This is a genomic window from Sphingomonas psychrolutea (assembly GCF_014636175.1).
Lineage (GTDB): Bacteria > Pseudomonadota > Alphaproteobacteria > Sphingomonadales > Sphingomonadaceae > Sphingomonas > Sphingomonas psychrolutea.
In genome coordinates this window covers 1-26,043 of the sequence record NZ_BMDW01000031.1, presented here as the reverse complement: position 1 = coordinate 26,043, position 26,043 = coordinate 1, and the positions used below count along the sequence as shown (strand labels likewise).

Annotated in this window: 19 protein-coding genes; 8 read left to right on the top strand and 11 right to left on the bottom strand. The window is 64.9% G+C overall.

The features are described from left to right. Positions 1-127 precede the first annotated feature (127 nt). The 4 genes from IEV62_RS17310 (at position 128) to IEV62_RS17295 (ending at position 7,038) form a co-directional block, all read left to right on the top strand. A complete protein-coding gene (locus IEV62_RS17310) occupies positions 128-2,671 on the top strand; it encodes a TonB-dependent receptor (RefSeq protein WP_229733350.1) in 2,544 nt (847 codons plus the stop codon). 104 nt (positions 2,672-2,775) lie between these two features. Next, complete coding sequence (locus IEV62_RS17305; protein WP_188449730.1) at positions 2,776-3,456, top strand: ABC transporter ATP-binding protein; 681 nt, start codon at positions 2,776-2,778, stop codon at positions 3,454-3,456. Continuing rightward, entirely contained in the window at positions 3,446-5,974 is a 2,529-nt protein-coding gene (locus IEV62_RS17300) for an FtsX-like permease family protein (RefSeq protein WP_188449728.1), read from the top strand. Before IEV62_RS17305 ends, IEV62_RS17300 begins: the two co-directional genes overlap by 11 nt. Further along, positions 5,974-7,038, top strand: a complete 1,065-nt coding sequence (locus tag IEV62_RS17295) for a lipocalin-like domain-containing protein (RefSeq protein WP_188449726.1) — start codon at positions 5,974-5,976, stop codon at positions 7,036-7,038. The genes IEV62_RS17300 and IEV62_RS17295 overlap by 1 nt, the downstream gene beginning before the upstream one ends. Before the next feature lie 13 nt (positions 7,039-7,051). Here the strand turns inward: IEV62_RS17295 and IEV62_RS17290 are convergent, their stop codons facing one another. From IEV62_RS17290 to cyoA, 7 genes are read right to left on the bottom strand one after another with little or no spacing between them, the layout of a single operon-like run. Then, entirely contained in the window at positions 7,052-7,582 is a 531-nt protein-coding gene (locus tag IEV62_RS17290) for a response regulator transcription factor (protein ID WP_188449724.1), read from the bottom strand. Next, entirely contained in the window at positions 7,579-8,874 is a 1,296-nt protein-coding gene (locus tag IEV62_RS17285) for an ATP-binding protein (RefSeq protein WP_229733348.1), read from the bottom strand. The genes IEV62_RS17290 and IEV62_RS17285 overlap by 4 nt, the downstream gene beginning before the upstream one ends. Continuing rightward, complete coding sequence (locus tag IEV62_RS17280; protein ID WP_188449722.1) at positions 8,871-9,569, bottom strand: SURF1 family protein; 699 nt, start codon at positions 9,567-9,569, stop codon at positions 8,871-8,873. Before IEV62_RS17280 ends, IEV62_RS17285 begins: the two co-directional genes overlap by 4 nt. Continuing rightward, the gene (cyoD, locus tag IEV62_RS17275; protein WP_188449720.1) at positions 9,566-9,946 is read right to left on the bottom strand and encodes a cytochrome o ubiquinol oxidase subunit IV; all 381 of its coding nucleotides are present in this window, start codon (positions 9,944-9,946) and stop codon (positions 9,566-9,568) included. Before cyoD ends, IEV62_RS17280 begins: the two co-directional genes overlap by 4 nt. Further along, positions 9,943-10,581, bottom strand: coding sequence for a cytochrome o ubiquinol oxidase subunit III (cyoC, locus tag IEV62_RS17270; RefSeq protein WP_188449718.1), 639 nt, complete (start codon positions 10,579-10,581; stop codon positions 9,943-9,945). The genes cyoD and cyoC overlap by 4 nt, the downstream gene beginning before the upstream one ends. Next, positions 10,578-12,599 carry a cytochrome o ubiquinol oxidase subunit I gene (gene cyoB / locus IEV62_RS17265; protein ID WP_373868608.1) on the bottom strand — a complete coding sequence of 674 codons (2,022 nt, stop codon included), beginning with the start codon at positions 12,597-12,599 and terminating at the stop codon, positions 10,578-10,580. Before cyoB ends, cyoC begins: the two co-directional genes overlap by 4 nt. A gap of 4 nt (positions 12,600-12,603) precedes the next feature. Continuing rightward, positions 12,604-13,647, bottom strand: coding sequence for a ubiquinol oxidase subunit II (cyoA, locus tag IEV62_RS17260; protein ID WP_188449714.1), 1,044 nt, complete (start codon positions 13,645-13,647; stop codon positions 12,604-12,606). Between the two features lie 146 nt (positions 13,648-13,793). On the opposite strand from cyoA, the gene IEV62_RS17255 reads away from it, so the two are divergent. Then, positions 13,794-15,119 (top strand): MFS transporter, encoded by a 1,326-nt coding sequence (locus tag IEV62_RS17255; RefSeq protein WP_188449712.1) that lies wholly within the window; start codon positions 13,794-13,796, stop codon positions 15,117-15,119. A gap of 29 nt (positions 15,120-15,148) precedes the next feature. Here IEV62_RS17255 and IEV62_RS17250 read toward each other — a convergent pair whose 3' ends face one another. Next, on the bottom strand, positions 15,149-16,489 hold the full coding sequence (locus IEV62_RS17250) for an ATP-binding protein (protein WP_188449710.1): 1,341 nt from the start codon (positions 16,487-16,489) through the stop codon (positions 15,149-15,151). After that, entirely contained in the window at positions 16,476-17,153 is a 678-nt protein-coding gene (locus tag IEV62_RS17245) for a response regulator transcription factor (RefSeq protein WP_188449708.1), read from the bottom strand. The genes IEV62_RS17250 and IEV62_RS17245 overlap by 14 nt, the downstream gene beginning before the upstream one ends. Before the next feature lie 127 nt (positions 17,154-17,280). On the opposite strand from IEV62_RS17245, the gene IEV62_RS17240 reads away from it, so the two are divergent. From IEV62_RS17240 to IEV62_RS18450, 3 genes are all read left to right on the top strand, one after another. Next, positions 17,281-18,540 (top strand): TolC family protein, encoded by a 1,260-nt coding sequence (locus tag IEV62_RS17240; RefSeq protein ID WP_188449706.1) that lies wholly within the window; start codon positions 17,281-17,283, stop codon positions 18,538-18,540. Then, complete coding sequence (locus IEV62_RS17235) at positions 18,537-21,722, top strand: efflux RND transporter permease subunit (protein WP_188449704.1); 3,186 nt, start codon at positions 18,537-18,539, stop codon at positions 21,720-21,722. Before IEV62_RS17240 ends, IEV62_RS17235 begins: the two co-directional genes overlap by 4 nt. A gap of 1,041 nt (positions 21,723-22,763) precedes the next feature. Continuing rightward, positions 22,764-23,780: an integrase gene (locus tag IEV62_RS18450; protein WP_188449702.1), complete on the top strand. Its 1,017-nt coding sequence runs from the start codon at positions 22,764-22,766 to the stop codon at positions 23,778-23,780. A gap of 242 nt (positions 23,781-24,022) precedes the next feature. Here the strand turns inward: IEV62_RS18450 and IEV62_RS17225 are convergent, their stop codons facing one another. After that, entirely contained in the window at positions 24,023-24,316 is a 294-nt protein-coding gene (locus IEV62_RS17225) for a hypothetical protein (RefSeq protein ID WP_188449700.1), read from the bottom strand. Between the two features lie 1,475 nt (positions 24,317-25,791). Then, positions 25,792-25,938: a hypothetical protein gene (locus tag IEV62_RS17220; RefSeq protein ID WP_188449698.1), complete on the bottom strand. Its 147-nt coding sequence runs from the start codon at positions 25,936-25,938 to the stop codon at positions 25,792-25,794. Between the last annotated feature and the right edge of the window lie 105 nt (positions 25,939-26,043).

The following is a 26,043-nucleotide window of genomic DNA, read 5'->3' as shown; positions in this document are numbered from 1 at the left end:
AGTTCGTCGTGCGATACACAGGTGCGGCAGGTTTGGGCATCACGCCCATCTATCCCACTCGATTCCCTACGTGAATCCCCAACGTCAGTTTTGCAACAAAGCCATTATCAATATGAAGATTCGAACCTTGTCGCTTCTTTCAGCGACAGCCTCGGCGCTCGTCCCGCTCAGCACCCAAGCCCAAATCGCCCCGGGGCCCGCGGTGCAAGCCGAGAGCCGGGATATTGTCGTAACCGGAAAACGCGCGGCCAAAGATGCGCGCGCTGAGGAGAAAGCGGCACCCAATCTGATCAATGTTCAAGCCGCCGAAGACATTATCAAATACCCCGATTTCAACGCAGCCGAGGCGCTTGGCCGCGTTCCCGGCGTCAGCCTGGCGATCGACACTGGCGAGGGGCGCTTCGTCAATATCCGCGGCATCGACGGCAATCTCAACGGGACCACGTTCGGCGGCGTCACCTTGCTCAACACCCAGCCCGGCGGCACCTATTTCGGCGGTGGCGGGCGCGCGGTCGAACTCGATACCGTGCCGATTGGCGCGGTCGATCGGCTCGTCGTTCGCAAGAGCGGGATGCCCGATCAGGAAGCTGAAGGCCTTGGCGGTTCGGTCGAACTTACGCCGCGCACCGCGGTCGGTCTGACCAAACCGTTCTTCGAAGGGACGATCGGCGGCGGCTATCAGAACGCCCACAAGAATGGCGACATCTTCATCGGCGAGGCGGCGGCGGGCACCGCCTTTGGTCCGGACAAGCAGTTTGCGATCGTGCTGACCGGCTCGTTCCACACCGACAAGCGCGGGTTCGACGACGTCGAGCCTGGCCTGCTCGATGCCGTGCAGCCGGGCACTCCGGGCGACCGCGTGCTCGATGCGCTCGATTTGCGGCGCTACGATTATAATCGTCGGCGCTTTGGTTTTGGCGGCGAGCTCGATTGGAATCCCGACGCGCAGAGCCATTATTTTATCCGCGCCAACAATGCTGGCTATACCGAGTCGGTGCATCGCTCGATCCTGCAATATCGCGGGCTTGGCGACACGATTACCACCAACGGCAGCATCATCACCGCGACGGGTGTCGATGCGCGCGTAACGCTGCGTGACGAGCAGGAAACGCATCTCAACTTCATCGCCGCCGCAGGTGGCCGCAATGACTTCGGGAAGGTGATCGTCGACTATCAGCTATCCTACACCGCCTCGACCTATCATCGCGATTATGATCGGGGTTCGACGTTCAAGCGCACTGGTCAGCCGACATTCACGGTCGCTTATGATAACACGACGCGCCTGTATCCGACACTCACGCCGACCGGCTTCAACCCAAGCGATCCGACGCAGTTCACGCTGACTGGCGCCACCAACGCGACCGAGCGCGCGAAGGATCGCGAATATGCCGCAGTGCTCAACTTTACGGTTCCGACGACATTGCTCGGCGGCGACGGCAAGTTCCAATTCGGCGGCAAGCTCCGCTTTCGCGACAAGATCGATCAGCCCAACAATCTGAGCTACACTGGCGTGCCCGCGACATCGCTGAGCGCGGTGCTGGGCGGCGGACCCTATACCGACTATTACAACGGGACCTATAATGTCGGCTACGCGCCGAGCATTCCGGGCGTTCGCGCGATTCTGGCGCCGCTGGCCCAATTTACCAGCGCGGCCAACGCGCAACGCAACGCACAGGGCTTTTTCAACGACACCGAAAACATCTATGCCGGCTATGCGCAATATTCGGGCACGTTCGGCAAGCTCGGCATCCTCGCCGGAGTGCGCGTGGAAAATACCGACGGCACCTATCGCGGCACGACGATCACCAACGGCAACGTGTTCACACCGGCGTCGCGCAAGTCGAACTATACCAATATCTTCCCGACGCTGCAGCTACGCTATGATCTCGCGCCGAAACTGGTCGCCCGCGCGACCTATTCGACCGGGATCGGTCGTCCCGGTTTTCTCCAACTGCTGTCGGGCGCGGTCATCGATACCGGCAACCTCGCGGTCTCGGTCGGCAACTCCAAACTCAATCCCACCACGGTCAACGCGTTCGATGCGCAGCTCGAATATTATTTGAGCAATTCCGGGATTCTGTCGGTCGGCGCGTTCGACAAGGAATTCAATAATTACATCGTCAACAATCTGCAGCAGAACACGACCTACGTCGATTCGAGCGGCACGTCGTATGTGGGCTATGACGTGACCAGCTACACCAACGTCAAAACCTCGCACGCGCGCGGGATCGAGGCGCAATACAATCAGAAACTCAGCTTTCTGCCGGCGCCATTTGACGGTTTTGGCGTGCTCGGGAACGTTACCTATGTCTGGTCGACGTTCGCGATTCGGCCCGGCCAGACAAGCCGTCTGCCGGGGACGTCGCCGCTAACCTATAACCTCGCGGCTTATTATGAAGCGCACGGTCTTCAGCTGCGGCTGTCGCTGAGCCACGTCGATGCCGCGATTTTCGGCGTTGGTGGCGACGCGGGGTTCGACACGTTCCAGGATCAGCGCACCCAGCTCGATCTGACGTCGTCATTCCAGGTGACGCGGAACATGGCGGTCTATTTCAATGCCAAGAATCTGAATAACGCGCCGCTGCGTTACTATGAAGGCTTTGCGAACCGGACGGTACAGCGCGAGTTTTACAAGCAGAGCTATGAGGCCGGCTTCCGCTTCAAATTCTGATGTCGATCGAGGCAGCGGGACCATTGTCGGCCACGCTGCCTCGGATCGCCGGTTGGCGAGAGGATTGATCTTGTCGGCGCCGCAGCAACCGGCGAAAAGCACGGATGGCTGATCCTTTCCTGCTGACGGTGCGTGCGCTCGCCAAGAGCGTCCCTGGCCCGCGTACGTTGTTTCGTGCGCTCGATTTGGCGGTCGGTGCGGGGGAGATCGTCGCGATTACCGGCGAATCCGGCGTCGGCAAATCGACGCTGCTCAACATCCTCGCCGGGTTGGACGACGCCGATGCGGGCGTGGTGGCGATTGAAGGGATCGCGCTCGGCGGTCTCGACGAGACCGCGCGCACCCGGCTGCGGCGCGAGCGGATCGGCTTCGTCTTCCAGGCCTTTCACATCCTGCCATATCTAACCTTGCAGCAGAATGTCGCGCTGCCGCTCGCTTTGGTCTCGCCTGATAGTGCCGCAGCGCAGGCCGAAGCGGATGCGATGCTCGCCGCGGTCGGGCTCGGCGGGCGCGGCGCGGGCTATGCCCGCGATCTGTCGGGCGGCGAACTGCAACGCGTCGCGATCGCGCGTGCGCTCGTCCACCGCCCGGCGTTGATCCTCGCCGACGAGCCGACCGGCAATCTCGATTCCGCGACCGCGGCGCGCGTGCTGACGTTGTTCGCCAACGCCGCGCGCGAACGCGGCGCGGCGGCGGTGCTGGTCACGCATTCTGAGGCAACCGCCGCGATTGCCGATCGCGTATTGACGCTGACGGCCGACGGTCTGGTCGCACGTGCGCGCTGAGCCTGGGCTATGGTCGGGGCGGCTGGCGCTCGGCTGGCTGATCGGCGGCGAGTGGCGTTTCCATCCGGCGCGCTTTCTGGTCACCGCGGTGGCGATCGCGGTGGGGGTCGCGCTCGGCTTTGCGGTGCACCTCGTCAACGGCTCGGCGCTGGCGTCGTTCGACAGCGCGGTGCGCGGGGTGAATGGCGCGGCGGACCTCAGCGTGAAGGCAACCAGCCGGCTCGGCTTTGACGAACGCCTCTACCCGCGCGTCGCGATGGCGCGCGGCGTGGCGGATGCAAGTCCGGTCGTGCAGCTCGAAGCGCGGATCGGCGCGGCGCGCCTGACGCTGCTTGGGCTCGACATCCTGCGCGCGGCGGCGGTGACTCCGACGCTGATCGGGGTCCGCCCGCAAGCGCCCGATACCGACAGCGCCGCAGTGTTCGACGAAGCGAGCGTGTTCCTGTCGCGCGCGGCGCTCGCGCAAAGCGGGGCGAAAGTCGGGGAGGTGGTGACGGTTGCCGCCAACGGGCGGGAGGTGCCGCTCCGCATCGCCGGCACGCTCCCCGGGGTCGCCGAGGGTAGCGCCATCGCGGTGATGGACATTGCCGCAGCGCAGTGGCGGTTCGACCGGATCGGACGACTGGATCGGCTCGACGTCAAGGTCACGGATCGCACGGCGGCGGACGCGGCGCTCGTTGCGGTCATGCCCGGCGACGCGGTGATCTCGACCGCGCAGGCGCAATCGCAGCAGGGCGATGCGCTGTCGCGTGCGTACCGGGTCAATCTCGACATGCTGGCGCTGGTCGCGCTGCTCACCGGCGGATTTCTGGTCTATTCGGCGCAGTCGCTGTCGGTGGTCCGGCGCCAGCGCGCCTTCGCCCTGCTGCGCACGCTCGGCCTGCCGCGCAGCGGGGTGATCGCCGCCGTTGTGGCTGAAGGCGTGGCGATCGGGGTGATTGGGTCTGCCCTTGGGCTGGCGGCGGGGTATGGCCTTGCCTGGGCGGCGGTGAACTGGTTGGGCGGTGACCTTGGCGCGGGTTATTTTCGCGGTGCTGGGGCAGGATTGGTGTTCCAATCCTGGGCCGCGCTCGGCTTCTTCGCGCTCGGCTTGCTCGCCTCGGTTGCGGGAAGCGCAGTCCCGGCGCGCGTGGCGGCGCGCGCCGCGCCTGCCGCGGCGCTCAAGAATGCCGGGGACGTGCTCGATCCGCGCCAGCGTGTCGCGTGGTGGCCGGCCGCCGCGCTGCTGATTGCAGGCGGCGCGGTAGCGTTGCTGCCACCCGTCGCGCACTTGCCGCTGTTCGGCTTTGCCGGGATGGCGCTGTTGCTCGCCGGTGGCATAGCGGGGGTGCCGTGGTTCGCGCGGATGCTGCTCGGGCCGATCGCCCGCCGTTCGATTCATACCGTCCCGCGTCAACTTGCGATCCGGCACTTGCACGGCGCGCCGGGCGCGGCCGCGACCGCGCTGTGCGGCATCGTCGCCTCGACCGCGCTGATGATCGCGATGGCGACGATGGTGACGAGCTTCCGTGGCGCGGTCGACGATTGGCTTGGCGATGTGCTCAGCGCCGATCTCTATCTGCGGACCAATGCGGGCGCGAGCTTCGACCCGGCGACGCGCGCTCGGTTGGCCGCCACGCCCGGCATTGCGCGGCTGGCGTTCGGACGCCAGCTCGCGCTGACGATCGCGCCCGATCGTCCGCCGATCGCGCTCGTCGCACGGCCGCAGCGCGGGGCGGAGGATCCGCAATTCGTGCTGATCGCGCGCGCCGCCGCGCTGCCAGCGGGGATTTTGCCGATCTGGGTGTCGGAGCCGGCGGAGCGGCTTTACGGCTGGCATCCCGGCACCGTAATCCGTTTGCCGATCGGTGGCGGCACGCGCTTCGCCGTGGCGGGCGTGTGGCGTGACTATGCGCGGCAGGGCGGGGCGGTGCTGATCGACGACGCGGATTACCAGCGGCTGACCGGCGACACCGGGCGTGACGAGGCGTCGGCGACGCTGCGGCCCGGCGCCGACGCGGCGGTGGTGCTGCAAGGATTGCGCGCGCGCATCCCACCGGCGCTGCGTGGGCAAGTCGATATCACACAGCCGGCGACGCTCCGGCGGTTCGCCTTGATGCTGTTCGACCGGAGTTTCGCGGTGACCTATCTGCTCGAAGCGATCGCCATTCTGGTCGGGCTGGCGGGGGTCGCGGCGACCATGTCAGCGCAGACCCTCGCAAGAGAACGCGAGTTCGGGATGTTGCGCCATTTGGGGCTCACGCGCGGCCAATTGGGCGCGATGCTGGCGACCGAGGGGGCGATCGTCGGGCTGACCGGCGCGCTGGCCGGGATCGGCCTCGGGCTGGTGCTCGCGCAAGTGCTGATCCATGTGATCAATCCGCAATCGTTCAACTGGACGATGGCGACGCGGATCCCGGTCGGGACCTTGCTGGCGGTGGCCGCGGCGTTGACTGGTGCGGCGGCGGTGACTGCCGCGCTCGCGGGCCGACGTGCGACATCGCGCAGCGCGGTGCAATCGGTGCGGGAGGATTGGTGATGCGCGTCTCCCCGATTGTCGCGCTGATCGCCGCCGCAAGCCTGACCGCGTCCGCGCCGGTACCCTATCCGGTGGTGAAGCCCGGCATCACGCTCGCCTTCCCGCGCGATCACGGCGCACATCCGCAGTTTCGCACCGAATGGTGGTATGTGACCGGCTGGCTCCGCACCGCGGACGGTGCCGATCTCGGCTTTCAAGTGACCTTCTTCCGGACTCGGCCGCCGGTCGATCCGGCCAATCCAAGCCGCTTCGTCGCCGGGCAAGTGCTGTTCGCGCACGCCGCGCTGTCGGACCCGAAGATCGGGCGGTTGCTGCACGGCGAGCGCTCAGCCCGGGCGGGGTTTGGCCTCGCTGGTGCCGACAGTCGCGATGCCGATGTCACGATCCGCGACTGGCGGCTGCAGCGGCGCGCCAATGGGCGTTGGACGACGCAAGTGGTGGCACCCGACTTCGCGCTTGCGCTCACCTTCGCGCCGACGCAGCCGCCGCTGCCACAGGGCCAAGGTGGGTATAGCCGCAAGGGGCCGCAGCCCGAGGCGGCGAGCTATTATTACTCGATCCCACACCTGAAGGTCTCGGGCACGGTGCGTCGCGGTGAGAGGCGGGTCGCGGTCACCGGCGAGGCGTGGCTCGATCGCGAATGGTCCTCCAACTATCTGCAGCGCGATGCGCAAGGGTGGGACTGGACCGGCCTCAACTTCGCTGACGGCAGCGCGCTGATGGCCTTCCGCATCCGGCGCAAGTCAGGCGGCACGCTCTGGGCGGGCGGATCGCTGCGCCGCGCCGACGGCACGACGGTCATGCTGGCACCGGGCGACGTGCTGTTCCGTCCGCTGGCACGGTGGCGTAGCCCGGTGACGGGCGCGGTGTACCCGGTGCAGCAGGAACTTCGCGTGCGCTTGCCGGGTGGCGTGCACCGCTGGGTGCTGACCCCGCTGTTCGCCGCGCAGGAACTCGACGCGCGGCGTAGCGGCTTGCCGGTCTATTGGGAGGGCGCGGTGCGGACGCCGGGTGGGCAGGGGTATCTCGAGCTGACGGGCTATGATCGCGCGCTGGCGATGTGAACGCGCGCGCGGATCACTTGACCTGCTGCTTCTCCAATTTGCGCGCCAGTGTGCGGCGATGCATGCCGAGCCGCCGCGCCGTCTCCGAGATGTTGAAGCCAGTGTCGGCGAGCGTCTGGTGGATATGTTCCCATTCCAGCGTCTTGATCGAAGTCGAGCGACCGACCACGGGGACCGCCGCATCGCCGCCGGCTTTGGCGAAGGCGGCGATGATGTCGTCGGTGTTCGACGGTTTGGGCAGGTAATTGGCAGCACCCAGCTTGATCGCCTCGACCGCGGTGGCGATGCTGGCATAGCCCGTCAGCACGACGATCGTCGCGTCCGGCGCGCTCGCGTGGATCGCCGCGACACAGACCAGGCCAGAGTCCGCACCGAGCTTCAAATCGACCACGGCGAAATCGGGCGCGCGTTCCGCGATCACCGCGTTGAGCGTCGCGAAGTCGGGGGCCAGCGCGATCTCATAGCCGCGGCGTTCGAACGATCGCCGCAGCGTGCGCGCAAAGGCTTCGTCATCCTCGACGATCACCAGGAAGGGCAAGGTCATGATGCGGTCCACTGCAGCGTCGCCAGCGGCAGCCGCAGCGAGATCATCGCGCCGCCCTCGGGATGGTTTGCGGCCGCGACCGTGCCGCCGAGCTTGCGCATCGCGTTGACCACGAGGAACAGCCCCAATCCGCCACCTTGCCGCGCTTTGGTCGAGCGATAGGGTTGTCCGAAATTGGCGAGCATCTCGTCGCTAAAGCCCCCGCCATGATCGCGGATATCGAGCGCGAGCCTGCCGCCGTCGCGCGTCGCGCGCAAGGATATCGGGCTCGCCGATGCCTCCAGCGCATTGTCGAGAATGTTGCGGATGACCTGGCCGAGCGCGGTGTCCGACACGATCGCGACATCGGCACCGAAGCGGTTTTCATAAGCGAGCGCGGTCTCGCCATGCTGTGCGCGCCAGTCGGCGACGACGCCGTCGAGAAACGCGTGGACGGTGGTGACCGAGGGATGTTCACCCTGCGCTTCTCCGGCCGACGCAAGGATGCCCGTAACGATCGTCTTGCACCGCGCGATGGCGATTTGCATGTCCTCGATTTCCTCGGCGAGGCCGGGCGTGGCGATCAAGCCGGGGGTCTGGCGCCAATCGTTGACGATCACCGCCAGCGACGCGAGCGGCGTCCCCAATTCATGCGCAGCGCCCGACGCGAGCAGGCCCATCCGCACGATATGATCCTCCTCCGCCGCTTGTTGTCGCATCGTCGCGAGGCGCGCGTCGCGGTTCCGCAGATTGCGGTTGATCCGCGTGACGAACGCCACCAGCAGCACCGCGATCAGCCCGAAGCACAATAGCGCGCCGATGATATAGAGATCGTTCCAGCCCGACACGAAGCGCGGCGGCAGCGCGAGCAGAAGATGGCGTTCGATCAGGAACACGAACGCGATGCTAGTCACCGCGACCAGCGCCCAGCTCGACCACGTCTCGAGCAACACCGCGCCGAGCACGACCTGCAGCAGGAACAGTGAAATGAACGGGTTGGTTGCGCCGCCGCTTTGATACAGCAACGCGGTTAGCGCGGCGACATCGAGCAGCAGGCTGGCGAACAGCGCGCCGTTCGAAATCGTCGCGCGGCGCGGCACTTGCCACAGGCTGACGAGGTTGAGCAGCACCAGCGCGGCGACCACGCCGAGCATTGGCAGCACCGGCAGCGCGACGCCCATCGCGAACTGCACGATCAGGATCGTGGTGCATTGCCCGATCACCGCGAGCCAGCGCAGATTGACCAGCTGGCGCATATTGTCGCGGCCGGTGGTGTCGATCGCTGGCGGGGTCAGCGGGGTGGTCGGGATCATCCGCGGCGCGCCTCGCGCAGCAGCCAGACGCCGCCCGCTGCGGCCATCGCCGCTAAGATGAACCAGGTAATCGCGTAGACGAGGTGGTTGTTGGTGAAACGCACCACGGTCAGGCCGCCGACCGGTGCTTTCGCCGCCGCGCCGGGCGTGGCATCGGCATCGATGAAATAGGGCGCCACCGGCCCGGTCCCACGCGCGGCGGCGATCGCGGCGACGTCGCGCGAGAACCAGCGGTCGTTTACCGGATCGTTACGGCGGAGAAAGGCACCGCCTGGCTCGGACAGGCGCAGCAGCCCGGTGACCGCTGCCGCGCCGTCGCGGGGCACCGCGCCGCGTTCCGCGACGAAGCCGCGATTGACCAACACGGTGAAGCCGCGGTCGGTGACGAGCGGAGTCATCACCCAGAAACCGGGGCCGCGCTCGGTCACCGCCTGGACCAAAGTTGCGTGGTCGTCGCGGTAGCGGCCGCGCGCGGCGACGTGGCGGTAGGCGTCACGTTCGGCGGTGATCGCCGCCCATCGCGCCGGTCCCGGTGCCGCCACCGGCGCGGCACGCACCCGCGTATCGACGTGCACGATCAGCGCGCGCTTCCACGCCAGCCGCTCGACTTGCCAGACCCCGAGCGCGATCAGCCCGGCACACAGCACACCCGCAACGGCCGCCAGCAGCGTGCTCGTCACGGGTGCGCGCGTCATTGCTGGCTCATCGTGGCGGCGCTCATCGGCATCATGTTGGCGTTCATGTGATACATCACCCAGATCGACCCCGACAGCGTGACGACGACCACGACCAGCGTGAACATCAGCGCGAGGAAGGACCAGCCGCCTTCCGCCCGCGTCGTCATGTGCAGGAAGAACACCATGTGGACGACAATCTGCACCAGCGCCATGCCCAGCACGACGATCGCAGTCGTCGTTGCATCCAAGCGCCCGGTCATCACCAGCGCGAACGGGATCGCGGTCAGCACCACCGAGAGGACGAAGCCGATCAAATAGCCGCGCAGCGTGCCGTGCGGCGCGGCGTCGCCATGGTCATCGTGCGCGGCGGCGGGGGTCAGCGTATCGGCGCTCATGCGAGCACTCCCATGAGATAGACGATGGTGAAGACGCCGATCCAGATGACGTCGAGGAAATGCCAGAACATGCCGAGACACATCAGTCGGCGCTTATTGTCCGGGCCGATGCCGTGCGTCTCGAGCTGGACGACCAGCGTCGCCAGCCAGATCAGCCCGAAGGTGACGTGCAGCCCGTGCGTGCCGACCAGCGTAAAGAAGGCCGAGAGGAACGCGCTGCGCTGTGGCCCGGCACCCTCTGCGATCAGGTGCGAGAATTCGTAAAGCTCGATGCAGAGGAAAGCGAGGCCGAACAGCCCAGTGAGGATCAACCAGCCCTGCACTGCTCGCACGCTCGCGCCCTTGCGCTCCAGCGCCAGCATCGCGAAGCCATAGGTCAGCGACGACAGCAGCAGCATCGCCGTGTTGAGCGCGACCAGCGGCAGTTCGAATAACTGCTTCGGCCCCGGCCCGCCGCCATAAGAGTGGCCGAGCACCGCATAACAGGCGAACAGGATCGCGAAGATGAGACAATCGCTCATCAGATACATCCAGAAACCGAGTGCGGTGCTGCCGCCGGCGGGATGATCGTGTTCGTCGAGATCGTAGAATACCGGCGTTGCGCCGCCGAAATCCTCGTGCGTCTGGGCGTTCATGCCGCAACTCCTTCGGCGGCGAGCTGGCGGGTCCGGGCATTCTCGATGCGCTCGACATCCTCGACCGGAATGTGGAAATCCCGCTTGTAAAAGAACGAATGGCCGATCGTCACCGCGAACAAGCCGACCAGGCTGACGGCGGCGAGCCACCAGACGTACCAGATCATCGCGAAACCGAAGGCCACGCTCAGCGCGGCGAGGAAGACGCCGGTGCCGGTGTTCTTGGGCATATGGATCGCGCGGAACCCGGTCGTCGGGCGCACCGCGCCGCGCTGCTTCATGTCCCACCACGCGTCATTGTCATACACCACGGGCGTGAACGCGAAGTTGTAGTCGGGCGGCGGCGAGGAGGTCGACCATTCCAGCGTGCGGCCACCCCACGGATCGCCGGTCACGTCGCGCAGCGCTTCGCGGTTGCGAATGCTGACGACGATCTGCACCGCCAGACACGCGATCCCGCCCGCGATCAGCAACGCACCGAACCCGGCAACGATGAAGAATGGCTGATAGGTCGTGTCATCGAAATGGCTGAGCCGCCGCGTCACGCCCATCAGGCCAAGCGCGTAGAGCGGCGCGAACGCGCACCAGAAGCCCGACACCCACAGCCAGAACGAACGCTTGCCCCATACCCGGTCGAGCTTGAAGCCGAACGCCTTGGGCCACCAGTAATTGATCCCGGCGAACATCCCGAACAGCGTCCCGCCAATGATGACATTGTGGAAATGCGCCACCAGGAACAGCGAATTGTGCAGCACGAAATCGGCCGGTGGTACTGCCAGCAGCACGCCGGTCATCCCGCCGATCACGAAGGTCAGCATGAACGCGACGGTCCACATCATCGGCAATTCAAACCGGATCCGCCCACGGTACATCGTGAACAGCCAGTTGAAGATCTTGGCGCCGGTGGGGATCGAGATGATCATCGTCGTAATCGCGAAGAACGAATTGACGCTGGCACCCGACCCCATCGTGAAGAAATGGTGCAGCCACACGAGATAGGCGAGGATGGTTATGACCACGGTCGCGTACACCATCGACGTGTAGCCGAAGATGCGCTTGCTCGAGAAGGTCGCGACGATTTCGGAATAGACGCCGAAGGCGGGTAGGATCAGGATATAGACTTCCGGATGGCCCCAGATCCAGATGAGGTTGACGTACATCATTGGATTGCCGCCAAGGCCATTGGTGAAAAACTGCATCCCGACATAGCGGTCGAGCGAGAGCAGAGCGAGCACGGCAGTCAGCACCGGGAAAGCGGCGACGATCAGCGTGTTGGTGCACAGCGCAGTCCAGCAGAAGATCGGCATCTTCATCAGCGTCATCCCGGGCGCGCGCATCTTGACGATCGTCGCGATCAGATTGACGCCCGATAGCAAGGTGCCGATGCCCGCTATCTGCAACCCCCAGATGTAATAATCGACCCCGACGTCGGGGCTCGCCACCACACCCGATAGCGGCGGCATCGCCAGCCAGCCGGTGCGCGCATAATTGCCGACGAACAGCGAAATCATCGTGATCGCGGCACCCGCCGCGGTCATCCAGAAACTGACATTGTTGAGATAGGGGAAGGACACGTCGCGCGCGCCGATCTGCAGCGGCACAACGAAGTTCATCAGCCCCGCGACCAGCGGCATCGCCACGAAGAAGATCATGATCACGCCGTGCGCGGTGAAGATCTGATTATAATGGTCGGGCGGCAGATAGCCGTGGTTTCCACCGAACGCCATCGCTTGCTGCGCGCGCATCATCAGCGCATCGGAAAAGCCGCGCACGAACATCACCAGCCCGAGGATGATGTACATGATGCCGATCTTCTTGTGATCGACGCTGGTCAACCAATCGTGCCACAGCACGCCCCAGACGCGATATTTGGTGATCAAGGCGAGCAGCGCGAGGCCACCGATTGCGATGACCACGACGGTCACCAGCACGATCGGTTCGTGTAGTGGCAGCGAGTCGATCGTAAGACGACCGAAGATCGGGCTGACCGGCGGGGTCGGATGGTCCATCGGCGACATCATGTCAGTTGGTCCTCTGTGCGCCGGGCATCGACAAGCCGGCACCGGTCAGGCGCGCGGTGTCGTCGGCGGAATTCTTGGCGGTGGTCGTGCTGGCTTCGATCGGCCCGGCGGGTTTGCTCATCGGCATGGCGGACATCGCCATGGCGTGTTTGCTCCCGGCATCGGCCATCATCATGTCGCGCATGCACGTCTCGCCCGGCGCGACACAGCGGTTGGCGGCGGCATCGAACAGCCCGGGGGCAACGCCGGCAAAGCGCATCACCGGCGTATCCGCGCTCGGCTTGGCGAGCGTGAGATAGCGTGCGCGGTCGAGCGTGCCGCCGCCGGTGCGGATTCGCCGCACCCACGAATCGAAGTCCTGCGCCGGCACAGCATGGAAGCGGAAATGCATTCCCGAAAAGCCCTCGCCGCTGAAATTGGACGAGAAGCCAGTGAAATTGCCGGGCCGGTTGACGATCGCGTTGAGCTTGGTCGTCATGCCCGGCATCGCATAGATTTGCCCGGCGAGGTTCGGCACGTAGAAAGAGTTCATGACGCTGGACGCGGTCAGCTCGAACGCGATCGGTCGGTCGAGCGGCGCGGCGAGTTCGTTGACTGTGGCGATCCCGTAATCGGGATAGATGAACAGCCACTTCCAATCGAGCGCGACCACCTGCACGCGCAGCGGCTTGGCCGCAGCGGAAATGGCGCGCTTGGCGTCGATCCGTCCGATCGGGCGATACGGGTCAAGCAAATGCGTGCTCGTCCACGTCACCGCGCCGAGGCAAATGATAATCAGCAGCGGCGCGGACCAGATCACCAGCTCCAGCGCCGTCGAATGATGCCACTCGGGCGTATACGTCGCTTTGGTGTTCGCTTGGCGATACCGCCAGGCGAATAGCGCGATCAGCACCATGACCGGCACGATGATCAGCAGCAGTAACGCGGTTGCCAGAATCACGAGGTCGCCCTGCTGCGCTGCGACATCGCCCGCTGGATTGAGCACGACGGCACTGCAGCCGGAAACCAGCGCGGGGACGGCCAGCAGGGCGATTGACCGGCGCATGCTGCGCGAAGGGAGGGGAGTGGGCATGGAGCGCAGATATGCCGAGCGTGGCGCCGCTCCCATTGGACACTTTGTCCAATCCCCCCCGCACTGCAACATCGCTAGATCACCGGGCGGGCGATGCTCGCCCGGAGTATCCGACTGCCATGCAAGCCACTGCTACGCCCAGCTCGCGCGCGATCGAGGTCGATGCCGGGCGGATCAATGCCGCGCACGACGAGGTCACCTCGGGCGAGATCGCGATCGGCGTGGTGATCGGCCGGACCTCCGAATTCTTCGACTTCTTCGTTTATGCGATCGCCTCGGTCCTGGTGTTCCCGACCCTGATCTTCCCATTTGTCGACCGCTTGACCGGCACGCTCTATTCCTTCGGCTTGTTCGCGCTGGCGTTCGTCGCGCGCCCGCTCGGGTCAGTCCTGTTCCTGGCGATCGATCGCGCGTACGGGCGCGGCACCAAACTGACCATCGCGCTCTTCCTGCTCGGCGGTGCCACGGTATCGATCGGGTTCCTCCCCGGCTATGCCACGGTCGGCGTGTGGGCGGCGATTTTGCTCGGCCTGTTTCGTGTGGCGCAGGGCGTGGCGCTCGGCGGCGCATGGGACGGACTATCCTCGTTGCTCGCGCTCAATGTCCCCGAGCATCGCCGCGGCTGGTATGCGATGATCCCGCAGCTCGGTGCACCGCTCGGGCTGATGGTCGCGGCCGGACTGTTCGCCTATTTCACCGCGACGCTCTCGGCGGTCGATTTCCTCGACTGGGGCTGGCGCTACCCGTTCTTCGTCGCCTTCGCGATCAATGTCGTGGCGCTGTTCGCGCGGCTGCGGATCGTCAGCACCAAGGCGTATCAGGACTTGTTCGAAAGCAAGGCGCTGCAACCGGCACCCGTGCTGCAAACCGTGCGCGGGCAGGGGCGCACGATCGTGATCGGCGCGTTCGCCCCGCTCGCCAGCTTCGCGATGTTCCATATGGTGACGGTGTTCCCGCTGTCCTGGGTGTTCCTGTATACCAAGGCCAGTCCCGAACGCTTTCTGGTCATCGAACTGCTGGGCGCGGCGATCGGCGTTGCGGCGATCGTCGCGTCGGGCTATCTCGCCGACCGCATCGGGCGGCGCTATTTGCTCGGCGTCAGCGCGGCGGCGATCGCGGTGTTTTCCGGCTTCGCGCCGCAATTGCTGGCGGCGGGCGAAGCGGGCGAAATCGTGTTCATGGTGCTCGGCTTCGCGCTGCTCGGCCTGTCGTTCGGGCAATCCTCGGGTACGGTCGCCTCCAACTTCAGCGGTGAAGCGCGCTATACCGGCGCGGCGTTGACGTCGGATCTGGCCTGGCTGGTCGGGGCGGGTTTTGCGCCGCTGGTGGCGCTGTTCCTGTCGTCGCAATTTGGGCTGATCGCGTCAGGGGCGTATCTTTTGTCCGGTGCGCTGGCGACGCTCGTTGCGCTCGGTCTCAATCGCGAACTGGCGAGCAAGGCATAACGCCGCCGACCTGCAGCCAGCGTGCTCCGCTATCGACATTGGAGCGAGACGGCGCTGCCGTGATCGGCAAAGCTTAGCGTGAAGCCATGCAAGTCCGCGATCGCCTTGACGAGGCTCAGGCCCAGCCCGACGCCGTCATGCTCGTGCCGACCGCGATAGAAGCGTTGCGTGACCAGCGCGCGCTCGGCCGCAGGCACCCCCGCACCTTGATCGGAAACGGTGACGATCGGGGCACCCGCGACCGATTGCAGCGATAGCGTCACCCGCCCCCCCGGCGGCCCGTACTTCATCGCATTGTCGAGCAAGTTCGAGATCGCTTCCATCAACAAGCTGGCATCGCCTTCGGTCGGACGGACCGCGGTGATCACGCAAACGAGGTCGATGCCGAGATCTTCCGCCGTCGGGCGGTGCAAGTCGCAGGCATCCTCGGCGAGTTGCGCGAGATCGACCGGCCCGAATCGACTTCGCCGCGCATGATCCGCGAGTTCGCGAATCCGCAGCAAGGCGGCAACGATCCCGAGCAGCTTGTCGATATCGACCAGCGTTTCGTCAGCCACCGCCCCGAATTCCGCCCGATCGCGCGCGTCGCGCACACCGCGTTCGAGCCTCGCGCGCAGCCGGGTGAGCGGCGTGCGCAGCTGGTGCGCGATGTCGTCGCCGACACCGCGGACTTCGGTTACGAGCAGCTGCAGCCGATCCAGCATCGCGTTGATATGCGCGCAGAGCAGGTCGAAACTGTCCGGGTGCGGCCCGACGGGCAGCCGCTGGTCGAGATCGCCCGAGACGATCCGCGCGGTCAGCGTCCGGACCGCATCGACCTGGCGCACCGCGCGTCGCCCGACCGCCCAGCCGAACGCCAGCGCCAGCAGCAAACCCGGGACCAGCGCAAAGATCAACGAGCGTTCGACCACGCGCAACGCGTCTTCGGCTTCGTCGAGATCGACCCCGGTCAACAGGCGCGTGCCGTCCGGCATCGCGCACACGGTCAGTCTTGCGGTATCGCGCGTCTTGCCCGGTAATTCGGTCGGCCGCACTTCTGCAATCAGCGATGCCGCGGTCGTGGTGAACGGCGGAAGCTGCGCGATGTTGCCTTCCACCAGCGCGCCATCGTTCGCAAACAGCGCGAGAAAATGATCGCGGTGGATGTCGCGATTGAGCCGGTTGCGCACTTCGCCGCGCCGGGCTTGCAGCGGAAGGGCTGCCATCACCCGACAATCGTCCGCGAAGGCGCGTTCGGCGGTGCCTCGGTGGCTGCCATTTGCCAACAACCAGAACAGGCCCGCGACGACAAGCGACTGAAAGACGAGCAAGGCCGCGATCGTGCCGCCCCAGCGCAGCGTGGTGCGCGACCGCGGATCAGGCACCGGCATCGAAGACATAGCCTTGCCCGCGCACGTTACGAATCAGTTGCGGCTCCCCCTCTGCATCCACCTTGCGGCGCAGGCGGCCCATGTGCACATCGACGACATTGCTATTGGGCTCGAACGTATAGCCCCACACATCGCGCAGCAACATTGAGCGGGTAACGATCCGCTCCGGGCGACGGACCAGATAGTCGAGCAATTTGAGTTCGCGCGGGAGCAGATCGAGCGCGCGGCCCGACCGCGTCGCGGACCCGCCGAGCAGATCGAGATCGAGCGGCCCGACGATCAGCCGCGTATCGCGCGATTCGTTGGGGCGGCGCAGCAGTGCCTCGACCCGCGCCACCAGTTCGACCAGCGCAAAGGGTTTGGGGAGATAGTCGTCGCCGCCAGCGCGTAAGCCCCGGACGCGGTCGTCGAGGCTGCCGAGCGCGCTCAGCACCAGCGCCGGTGTCCGCCGCCCCGCCGCCCGGAGCCGCGCGATCAGGTCGAGTCCCTCCCCGTCGGGCAATTGCCGATCGACGATCAGCAAATCGACCGCATCGTCCTGCGCTGCGCGAAACGCGTCGTCGATCGTGGTGCAGTGCGTCACCGCATAGCCGCCGGTTGCCAGTTCGAGCGCGATCTCGTTGGCGGTCCCAGGGTCGTCCTCGAGCAAGAGAATATGCCTCACCCCGCCAGTTCGGGCCTGCCGGGCAGCACGTCAACTGAATAGCAATTCATAGTCTGAACGCGGATTTAATCGACGGACCGCGGCATCGCGCCCTAACGGGCATCTCGGATTTTACGGAGAATCGACCATGCGAACCACGGTCCTGATGCTGCTGGCCTGCTGTACGACCCCCATTGCGGCGCAGGCACAGGATGTAACCGCGATCTCGCTCGACCGGCTCGCGCAGGATGTCGTTGCCAACAACCCCGAGCGTCAATTCTATCAGCGTCAAATCGAGACCGCCGGCGTCGAGCGCGCCGCTGCCGGACGCTGGGCGGACCCGGAGGTCGTGGTCGAGTTCGGGCAGCGCCGTGCGACCGACCCCGTCACCAGCTCGTTGCTCGGCGAGGGGACAACTTACGCCGTATCGATCGTGCAGCCGATCGAGTTTGGCGGGCGGATTGCTTTGCGCCGGGCGATTGCCGACCGGCAGATCGACCTGGCGAAGATGGGCCTGCAGCAATTCGACGCGACGCTCGCCGCGCGTGCGCGGACCTTGGGCTATGGCCTATTCGCGGCCGACGAAAAGGCGGCGGCAGCCCGCGCGGTTGCCGGGCGGATGCGGACGCTGGCGCGCGTGATCGTGTCGCGCGATCCAGCCGGCCCGGCCCCTCGGCTTGAGGCCGCATCGTTGCAAGCGAGCGCGATTGGCGCCGAGCGGAGCGCGGCTTCGGCCGACGCCGAGGCCAACACGATTCTGTACGAGCTCAATCAACTACGCGGCGCAGCGTTTGCGGCGCGCATTCGGGTGATCCGGCCCGACATGGCGCTGCCCGACCTTCCCTCGGGCGCTGCGCTTGCTGCGCTGGCCACGGCGAACAATTTCGAGCTGAAGGCGCTGCGCGCGCAATTCGAGCAACAGGGGCTGCGCGTCGATCTCGCGCGCAAGTCGCGCATTCCGGTGGTCAGCGTCGGGCCTTATTACGACCGTGCCCGCTCCGACATTCAAGAAACCAATTATGGGTTGCGGCTGTCGAGCGCGCTTCCGCTGTGGAACCGACAGGCCGGCGACGTCGCCGCCGAACAGGGCCGTCAGGCGCAGGCAAATGCAACCCTGATCAATGCCGAACGCCGCATCGCGCGCGACGTGTTCGAGCAAGCGGCGCAATATGAAGCGAAGCGCGATGCGCTGGGCAAATGGGCGGGGAACACGGCGGACAGTTTCGCGGCGTCTGCGGCGGATGCGGATCGCAACTATCGACTCGGGGCGATTCCGCTCACCACCTATATGCAGATGCAGCAATCGTATATCGAGGCGACCAACGCCGTGCTCGATACCCGGCGCGAAGCGCTCGAGGCCTTGCTCCGGCTGCGCGCACTTAACGGCGGGACCGCACTCGCGCGATGATCAGCTGGTTGCTCACGCTCGTGACGCGCCACCGGCTTGCCGTGGCGCTGGTCACCGCTCTGGTCGCGACGGTCGGGCTTTATGCCTATACCACGCTCAAGATCGATGCGATTCCCGACATTACGGGTGTCCAGGTGCAGATCAACACCATGGTCCCGGCACTCGCACCCGAGGAAATAGAGCGGCTCGCGACCTTGCCGATCGAACGCGCGATGGCCGGCCAACCGGGGCTCGAGGAAACACGCGCGCTGACCAAGACCGGGCTGAGCCAGGTCACCTTGCTCTTCAAGGACGGCACCGACCAGTTGCGCGCGCGCCAGCTTGTCGGCGAGCGCTTGGCGGCGGTGCGCGACCAATTGCCGACGGGGGCCTCGCCGCAGCTTGCGCCGATCACGACGGGGTTGGGCGAAATCTATTATTACACGCTCGAATGGCAGGCTCCGCCGCACGGCATGCCGCAACAGCGCCAGTTGATGGAGCTGTACGAGGCGCAGGAATATACTGCGCGGCCGATGCTGCGCGCGGTTACTGGCGTGGCGGACGTCAATTCGAATGGCGGGATGGAGGAGCAATATGTCGTTCAGCCCGACCCGGCGCGGCTGACGCTGCATGGCGTCACCGCGGCCGAATTGGCTGAGGCGGTGAGCAAGAATGTCGAGAATGCCGGCGGCGGCATCATCGCGCGCGGGCCCGAGCGGTTTACCGTGCTGACCAAGGCGCGTGTGACCAATGCGGCCGAGATCGGGGCGATTCCCGTCAAATTCGCCGCTGGAGTACTGCCGCTGCAGGTCCGCGATCTGGCGAATGTCGTGATCGGGTCGGCGCCGCGCCAGGGTGCCGCAACGCAGAACGGACGCGAGACCGTGCTCGGCACGGTGATGATGCTGGTCGGCCAGAACAGCCGCGAAGTGGCGCTGCGCGTGCAGGACGCGCTGCCCGAGATTCAGGCCGCACTGCCCAAGGGGATGGTGATCGACCGGCAATATAGCCGCGCCGATCTGGTCGACCGCGCGATCGCGACCGTCGCCCGCAATCTCGGCGAAGGCGCGCTGCTCGTCGCGCTGGTGCTGCTGTTGGTGATGGGCAATTGGCGCGCGGCGCTGATCGTCGCATTGGTCATTCCGCTCGCTTTCCTCGTCACAGTGACGGGCATGACCGCGATCGGCGTGTCGGGCAATTTGATGAGTCTCGGCGCGCTCGATTTCGGGCTGATCGTCGACGGGTCGATCGTGGTGGTCGAGAACAGCCTGCGCCTGCTCGCCGAGCGGCGCCGCGCCAAGGGGGAAGACCTGACCGCCGAGGAACGCCGCGCGACCGTCGCCGACGCGGCGCGCATGGTCGCGCGCCCGACTTTGTTCGGGATCGTCATTATCGCTTTGGTCTATGTGCCGGTGCTGAGCCTTGGCGGGGTCGAGGGGAAATTGTTCCAGCCAATGGCGCAAGCGGTGATGCTGGCGATCTTCGCCGGGCTGATCTGGACCTTTACGATCGTGCCCGCGCTGTCGGCCTGGCTGCTGCGTGCGCCCGCGGGCGCCGCGGAGGATGGCCGCAGCACCGGGCTGATTGGGGTGGCCGAACGCGGCTATGCCCCTGTCCTAAACCGCGCGCTCGCGCATCCCAAAGTGCTGGTGATCGGCGCAGCGGTGCTGCTGGCGGCGACCTTACTCGTTTTCCGCACGCTCGGGTCGCAATTCACTCCGCAGCTCGACGAAGGGTCGATCACCGCGATGGTGTACCGCCCGGTCGGCATGTCGCTCGAGCGCAGCCTCGCGATCGAGGCAGCGACCGAGCGCGAAATCCGGCGGCAATTCCCGCAAATCACCCACACCTTTTCGCGCATCGGCACCAGCGAAGTGGCGACCGATCCGATGCCGCCGAACGAGAATGACCTCTACATCTTCTATGCCCCGGAAAAGGATTGGCCGACCGGCGCGGGCAAGCCCAAGACCAAGCAAGAGCTGATCGCGGGGATCGGCAAGGTCGGCCGCCAGGTCTATCGCGGGCAATCGTTCGAATTCGCCCAGCCGATCGAAATGCGCTTCAACGAAATGCTCGAAGGCGTGCGCGCCGACGTCTCGGTCAAGGTGTTCGGCCAGGATTATGACGTGCTCGAGCGCGCCGCCCGACAGGCCAAGGCGATCCTGGAGAAGCAACCCGGCACTGCGGGGGTCGAGTTCGAAACGGCCGGTCGCCCCGAAAGCATCGTCGTCGAGCTCGATCACGCCGCCATGGTCCGGCTCGGGCTGGGGACGGCGGAGGTCAACAAGGCGATCACCGATGCCGTCGCGGGGGCCGAAGTCGGGTTCATCCCGCATGACGAAGCGCGCCATGCGATCGTCATCCGCATGGCCGAAGGCTTGCGCGCCGATCCGGCGGCGATTCTCGCGCTGCCGTTGCGTGTGGGCGCTTATGGCATCGTGCCCTTGTCGCGCGTCGCGCATCTCAACCGGGTGCGCGCGGTCGAGCCGATCCTGCACGATGGCGGAAAACGCCGCGCGGCGTTGATGGTCAACCTCAACACCAGCGATCTGGCGGGTTACGTGCAAAAGGCGCGCGCCGCGGTCACTGCGCAAGTCAAACTGCCACCAGGCTATCGCATCGAATTTGGCGGGCAGTTTCACCAGCTCGAGGCCGCGCAGCGGCGCTTGTCGATCGTGGTTCCCGCCGCGCTGATCCTGATCTTCCTGCTGGTCTATGCGGCGCTTGGGAGCGTGAAGGAGGCGGCGATCGTCTATACCGGCATTCCGTTCGCGGTCACCGGGGGCGTGCTGGCGCTATGGCTGCGCGGGATGCCGTTTTCGATCACGGCGGCGATCGGCTTCATTGCCTTGTCGGGAATCGCGATGCTCAACGGTTTGGTGCTGATCGACCATATCAACAGCTTGCGCGACGGTCGCGAGGGCGGCGAGAAGCGCTCGATTGTCGATGCTGTTCGCGAAGGCGCGCGGGACCGGCTGCGGCCAGTGCTGTCGACCGCGCTGGTGGCGGCGATCGGCTTCATCCCGATGGCGATCGCGAGCGGCGCTGGTGCCGAGGTCCAGCGTCCGCTCGCGACGGTCGTCATCGGGGGGATCGTAACGTCAACGCTGTTGACGTTGCTGCTGCTGCCCAGCCTGTATCTCTGGCTGGTTCGGGGCAGCCCCGTCGTGCCCTCAAACCCCGATCAGACGCGCACGTCGTAGCGATCGAGCATCATCACCTTGTCCCAGACCTTCACGAAATCGCGCACGAAACAGCCATGTCCGTCGCTGCGGCTTAGACTTCGGCAACCGCGCGACGCTGTGGAGTCCGTGCAAAAGATAGCCTGAGGCCGCCGACGCTACATGCGCTCGGCACTCACCGCGCGGGCTGCCCGCTGACCTCCGGGCGATCAAGGGCGCAACGCGATGCCCGATGCTCGGCGGCAAAGGGGAGCGGCGTCCCTGAAGGCAACCGCGCCGCGTCGAAGCACGGCGGACGGTTTACCAAGGCGATGGCAGGGGCGAGGGATTTGCGGGAGATAGCGAGGCTCGTCTGATAAACTGCCGACTAGGAAGAACATCCCGTCCTGAAAGCGACCGGTTGCGGACGTTAAGGCACGTTGGCCGCGTCAATCTGCCACCCCGCATTTTGTAAGCGCCCAACGATGTGCCCGTAATGGGCATGTCCGCTTTCCCAAGGGTGACGGGTCTTACTGGCCGCGTGCCGCCAAAACTCCGGCAGCGCCGCGCAATTTGGGAGGGACGTGTCGAGCACGTTAAGCGCCAGCCGGACTTCCGGGGTCGCCGCGCTCTGCGCCCCGCATCGCACGCAAGCGTCCCTAAGCACGTGGAGGGCGAGGTTGATCTTTGCCGAATCGGAGCGAGCCATTCCGAACAAGTGCAGAACAAATTTGACTGCGCAATCGACGAATGCGATCGGACAAGATGTTAGACCGCCACCGACGCACCTTTGGCGCGGCCAATTCGGGGTATATCTCACTCCCGGTCTCCCATGCTCATTCCATACGGAAGAGATTGAGTGGCGCTAAGTCATTGAAAAATTGGTGCACCCGACTGGATTCGAACCAGTGGCCTNTGCCTGATTGCCCGCCTAGCAAAGCCGGGGGCGCTGCGCCAGTCCCTTGCGTGGCGGCTATTTGGCCAGCGTCACCGGCTGGAACGGGCCGAGGCCGCAACTGGCGCCGCGTGATGGAAAGCCTCTTCTGAAGCTCGCTTGACACAACCGTGACACAGCGAGGCAACATGGCAACGATTACGAAGCGCGGAAATGCATGGTCCGTCCAGGTCCGCCGCAAGGGCTTCTCGGCACAATACAGGACGTTCCGGCTCAAGCGCGATGCGGAGGCTTGGGCGAGGATGCAAGAGGCCGGGGTGGACCGTCAGGACGCTCCTACCGACTTGCGAGCCTTGCGCCGAATGACCTTGGGGGACGTGCTGCGTCGATACTTGATTGAGGTAACGCCCCGCAAACGAAGCCCGGACAGCGAGCGCTGGAGGCTCGGCAAGGTCCTACGGTCCCCGGTGTGTGAAGTCGCCCTGTCGGACCTTACAGCGGCCCCCTTGGCGGCTTACCGGGACGAACGGCTACGCGTGGTTCGACCGGAGACGGTTAAGAGGGAGCTATCGCTAATCCGCCATGCGCTGGGGATCGCCCGCCGTGAATGGGACGTCGCCATTCCAGACAATCCGATCGGGCGAGTCACCTTTCCCCCCTCTGGGAACGGTAGGTCCCGGAGGCTCGACGCTGGCGAGATGGACCGGCTAAGAGATGCTTTCAGGCGGGTCCGTAACCCCTTGTCCCTCGCAATCGTGAGCTTCGCTATCGAGACAGGATTGCGCCGGGGCGAGATACTGCAATTGCGATGGTGCCATGTCGATGTATTCCAACGGACGGCTCACATTTCCGAGACAAAGACCGGGCACCCGCGCACCATCCCGCTGACCGATGGGGCTTTGGCTGTCCTTAGCGCCCTAGGCGGGGGAGACGGGGAACGCGTGTTTCCAATGTCCCCTGTCGCCCTACGGAGGGCATGGGAGCGTGCTTGTAGCCGCGCTGGGCTTGCGGACCTGCGGTTCCACGACATGCGCCACGAGGCCCTTTCCCGCTTTGCTGAGCTTGGTCTCACGGTGCCCGAATTGGCGGTCATCTCGGGCCACCGCGATCCGCGCATGTTGTTTCGCTATACCCATCTTCGGCCCCACGAGTTGGCTGCGAAATTGGCGGGGCGGTGCTGGACCGATCAATCGGCGCGGAAGTGAGCGTCCAAAACCTAGAGGCGATGCTAGCCCACGTGCGTGGGCGGGAAGAGCCGCAGAGGGTCGCGTGTTGGGGCAAAGGGCGCAGGAACGTCTAAGAACCCTGCACAGCGCCTCTGTGTCTCGTCGCAGCAAGGTGCAGAAGCCCCCGCTGTAGGACAGGCGGGCGGTGCGGTGCGTTTTGGCCTGTGGGGACTTTTAGGGCCGGGGGGGCTTGGCGTGGCGGGCTGGCGACATTCAGCCCCCTAGTCGCAATCCGCTGTAAACACCTTAGCGGATGAGAGGCGTTTGCCCGGCCCGACATGGGCCTTATTTTGGGTCCACACGACTTGCCGCTTGCCGTTCGCGAGCCTGAGAACGTTGTATGTTTCGGCGGTGCCCGCTGCCGGATAGATTATGACCATCCCGAACTCTCCGGTCGAGACATCTCTTCTAATCAGGTAAACAAGGCCACCGTCCTCTAGCGTATCTATCGCCCCGTCATGCTCCGAGAGGTAAATCAGATTGGGTTTGCCGTCTGCGCCGATCAAGAACGTCAATCGCCCGCCTTGCTGGGCATCGGATGTCCAACGCCCTGCACCGTCGATTACATAGTAACCCGTACCAGCGGACGCTCCGCAAACCGCCAGTGTCTTTGTTGGCGCAGAAGCGCTCGCGCTGACACTGAGGGTACACGCGGCTAGGCCAAAGCATAGTGAGCGAATTGCAGTTCCAAGCATGGCTTTGCCCCGTTTCGCCTCCGGAGGTCCCCGTTGGACGGCTGCGCAGTGGTCGAATAGACTTTCTCAATTGGCCCGTAAATGCCGTGGCCGAATAACCCGCCTGAGACGACGTGTCAGAGGTGGTGCGGATATCGGGGCAGCGAGACGGCGAAGGCTATTAATCAAGCTTGGCGAGGCTGTGCGGGCCGCACGGGCGGCACGGGCGGTTGCCTTGCTCCAGCCTGAGGGGAGGGGAGCGTGAAAACCTTGGGGGAACGATAGACCGTTTGGCCCTTAACGCAGCACTGCGGGGCCTTTTCAGCCGCGTGGTCGTCAACTGGAAAGAAGCAACGCTCAAGTTTGAGTGGAAGCATGGGAGCGTTACCGAGCTTGTTTATGGTATGTCCGCAATTACAAATTAGATATGTAAGTATTAGCAATAATAAACTATTGCCAAGTGTGGACAATTGCTAAGTGTGGACAATTGCTAAGTGTGGACAATTGTCAATTGGAGAATATCGGCCGGTCTATGCCGCAATGTTGGTGGTTATTATATTGATATTGTCATTCGGCTCGATATCACTCATGTTGGTATTCAGGGGGCCGCTTGGGCCGTCTTTAAGGGAGCGGATGCTATGACGATCACTTTATCGGAGAGCCGGGCTGAGAGCATGGGGGATGGCTTCTACCTTGTAATGGCAAACGACGGTGAAGAGGGTGCCGGGTTGAATGTCCGGGATTTAGAGGCGATGCTGGCTCATGCGCGAGCGCGAGGAGAACTGGCGGGTAGCGTGCCGAGAGCATAGCCTACAGAAGGCCTCTGGAGGCCCCTTAGAGGACCTTGCGGGTCCAGGTACAGTCTGTACTTTGAGAGCACGTCAGTGCGTGGTGAGGCTCTGAGCGGGCTTACGGGCATATTGGCCTGTTAGCCCCTCGGAGTACCCCCCATTTTAACCAGAGCGATTGCCACAGGATTAGTTACAGAGGCAGAGTGCGCGTTGCCGCAATCCCAGCGCAGCGAAGGCGTCTAATTTGGATCGCAATTCCCCTGCGCCGCCCGGTACCATAAGGGGAGGTGCCCGGATGGTACCTTAAAAAGTCGTTCATTCATTCATCGAGCATTGGCGAGCGGGGCGATGGAGGAACCGAGGCGGCGGGCCTTCGCGGCGGGCAAAGTCGGGCGGTAAAGCGCGTTCGGATCTTTAGGGACATTCCGGGCTAGGAAGGCCAGCCGGTCGGAGCGTGGGCGACATTGTGGGCCTTGCGGCCCTGTCGGGCCTGCGCGGCGACATTAGGCCGGTAACCCGTCGGGCCTAGTCGCCCTCGGCGGCGTCCACCGCACTGTCCCGTGCCAAGGTTACGTCGGCCTGCGCTGCGACCACATCGTCCCTAGCGTCCTTCACGTCACCCACAACATGCTTCCAATCCTCGCTATCAAAGCGGTCGGCTTCGGAGTCCAAAGGGCTTTGTTGCAAAACTGACGTTGGGGATTCACGTAGGGAATCGAGTGGGATAGATGGGCGTGATGCCCAAACCTGCCGCACCTGTGTATCGCACGACGAACT

Coding starts and splice junctions, on each gene's coding strand:
- cyoD (WP_188449720.1), bottom strand. CDS start 9,946: ATGAGCGCCGATACGCTGACCCCCGCCGCCGCGCACGATGACCATGGC.
- IEV62_RS17235 (WP_188449704.1), top strand. CDS start 18,537: ATGATCAGCTGGTTGCTCACGCTCGTGACGCGCCACCGGCTTGCCGTG.
- IEV62_RS17285 (WP_229733348.1), bottom strand. CDS start 8,874: ATGATCCCGACCACCCCGCTGACCCCGCCAGCGATCGACACCACCGGC.
- IEV62_RS17255 (WP_188449712.1), top strand. CDS start 13,794: ATGCAAGCCACTGCTACGCCCAGCTCGCGCGCGATCGAGGTCGATGCC.
- IEV62_RS17240 (WP_188449706.1), top strand. CDS start 17,281: ATGCGAACCACGGTCCTGATGCTGCTGGCCTGCTGTACGACCCCCATT.
- cyoA (WP_188449714.1), bottom strand. CDS start 13,647: ATGCGCCGGTCAATCGCCCTGCTGGCCGTCCCCGCGCTGGTTTCCGGC.
- IEV62_RS17280 (WP_188449722.1), bottom strand. CDS start 9,569: ATGACGCGCGCACCCGTGACGAGCACGCTGCTGGCGGCCGTTGCGGGT.
- IEV62_RS17305 (WP_188449730.1), top strand. CDS start 2,776: ATGGCTGATCCTTTCCTGCTGACGGTGCGTGCGCTCGCCAAGAGCGTC.
- IEV62_RS18450 (WP_188449702.1), top strand. CDS start 22,764: ATGGCAACGATTACGAAGCGCGGAAATGCATGGTCCGTCCAGGTCCGC.
- cyoB (WP_373868608.1), bottom strand. CDS start 12,599: ATGTCGCCGATGGACCATCCGACCCCGCCGGTCAGCCCGATCTTCGGT.
- cyoC (WP_188449718.1), bottom strand. CDS start 10,581: ATGAACGCCCAGACGCACGAGGATTTCGGCGGCGCAACGCCGGTATTC.
- IEV62_RS17290 (WP_188449724.1), bottom strand. CDS start 7,582: ATGACCTTGCCCTTCCTGGTGATCGTCGAGGATGACGAAGCCTTTGCG.
- IEV62_RS17295 (WP_188449726.1), top strand. CDS start 5,974: ATGCGCGTCTCCCCGATTGTCGCGCTGATCGCCGCCGCAAGCCTGACC.
- IEV62_RS17250 (WP_188449710.1), bottom strand. CDS start 16,489: ATGCCGGTGCCTGATCCGCGGTCGCGCACCACGCTGCGCTGGGGCGGC.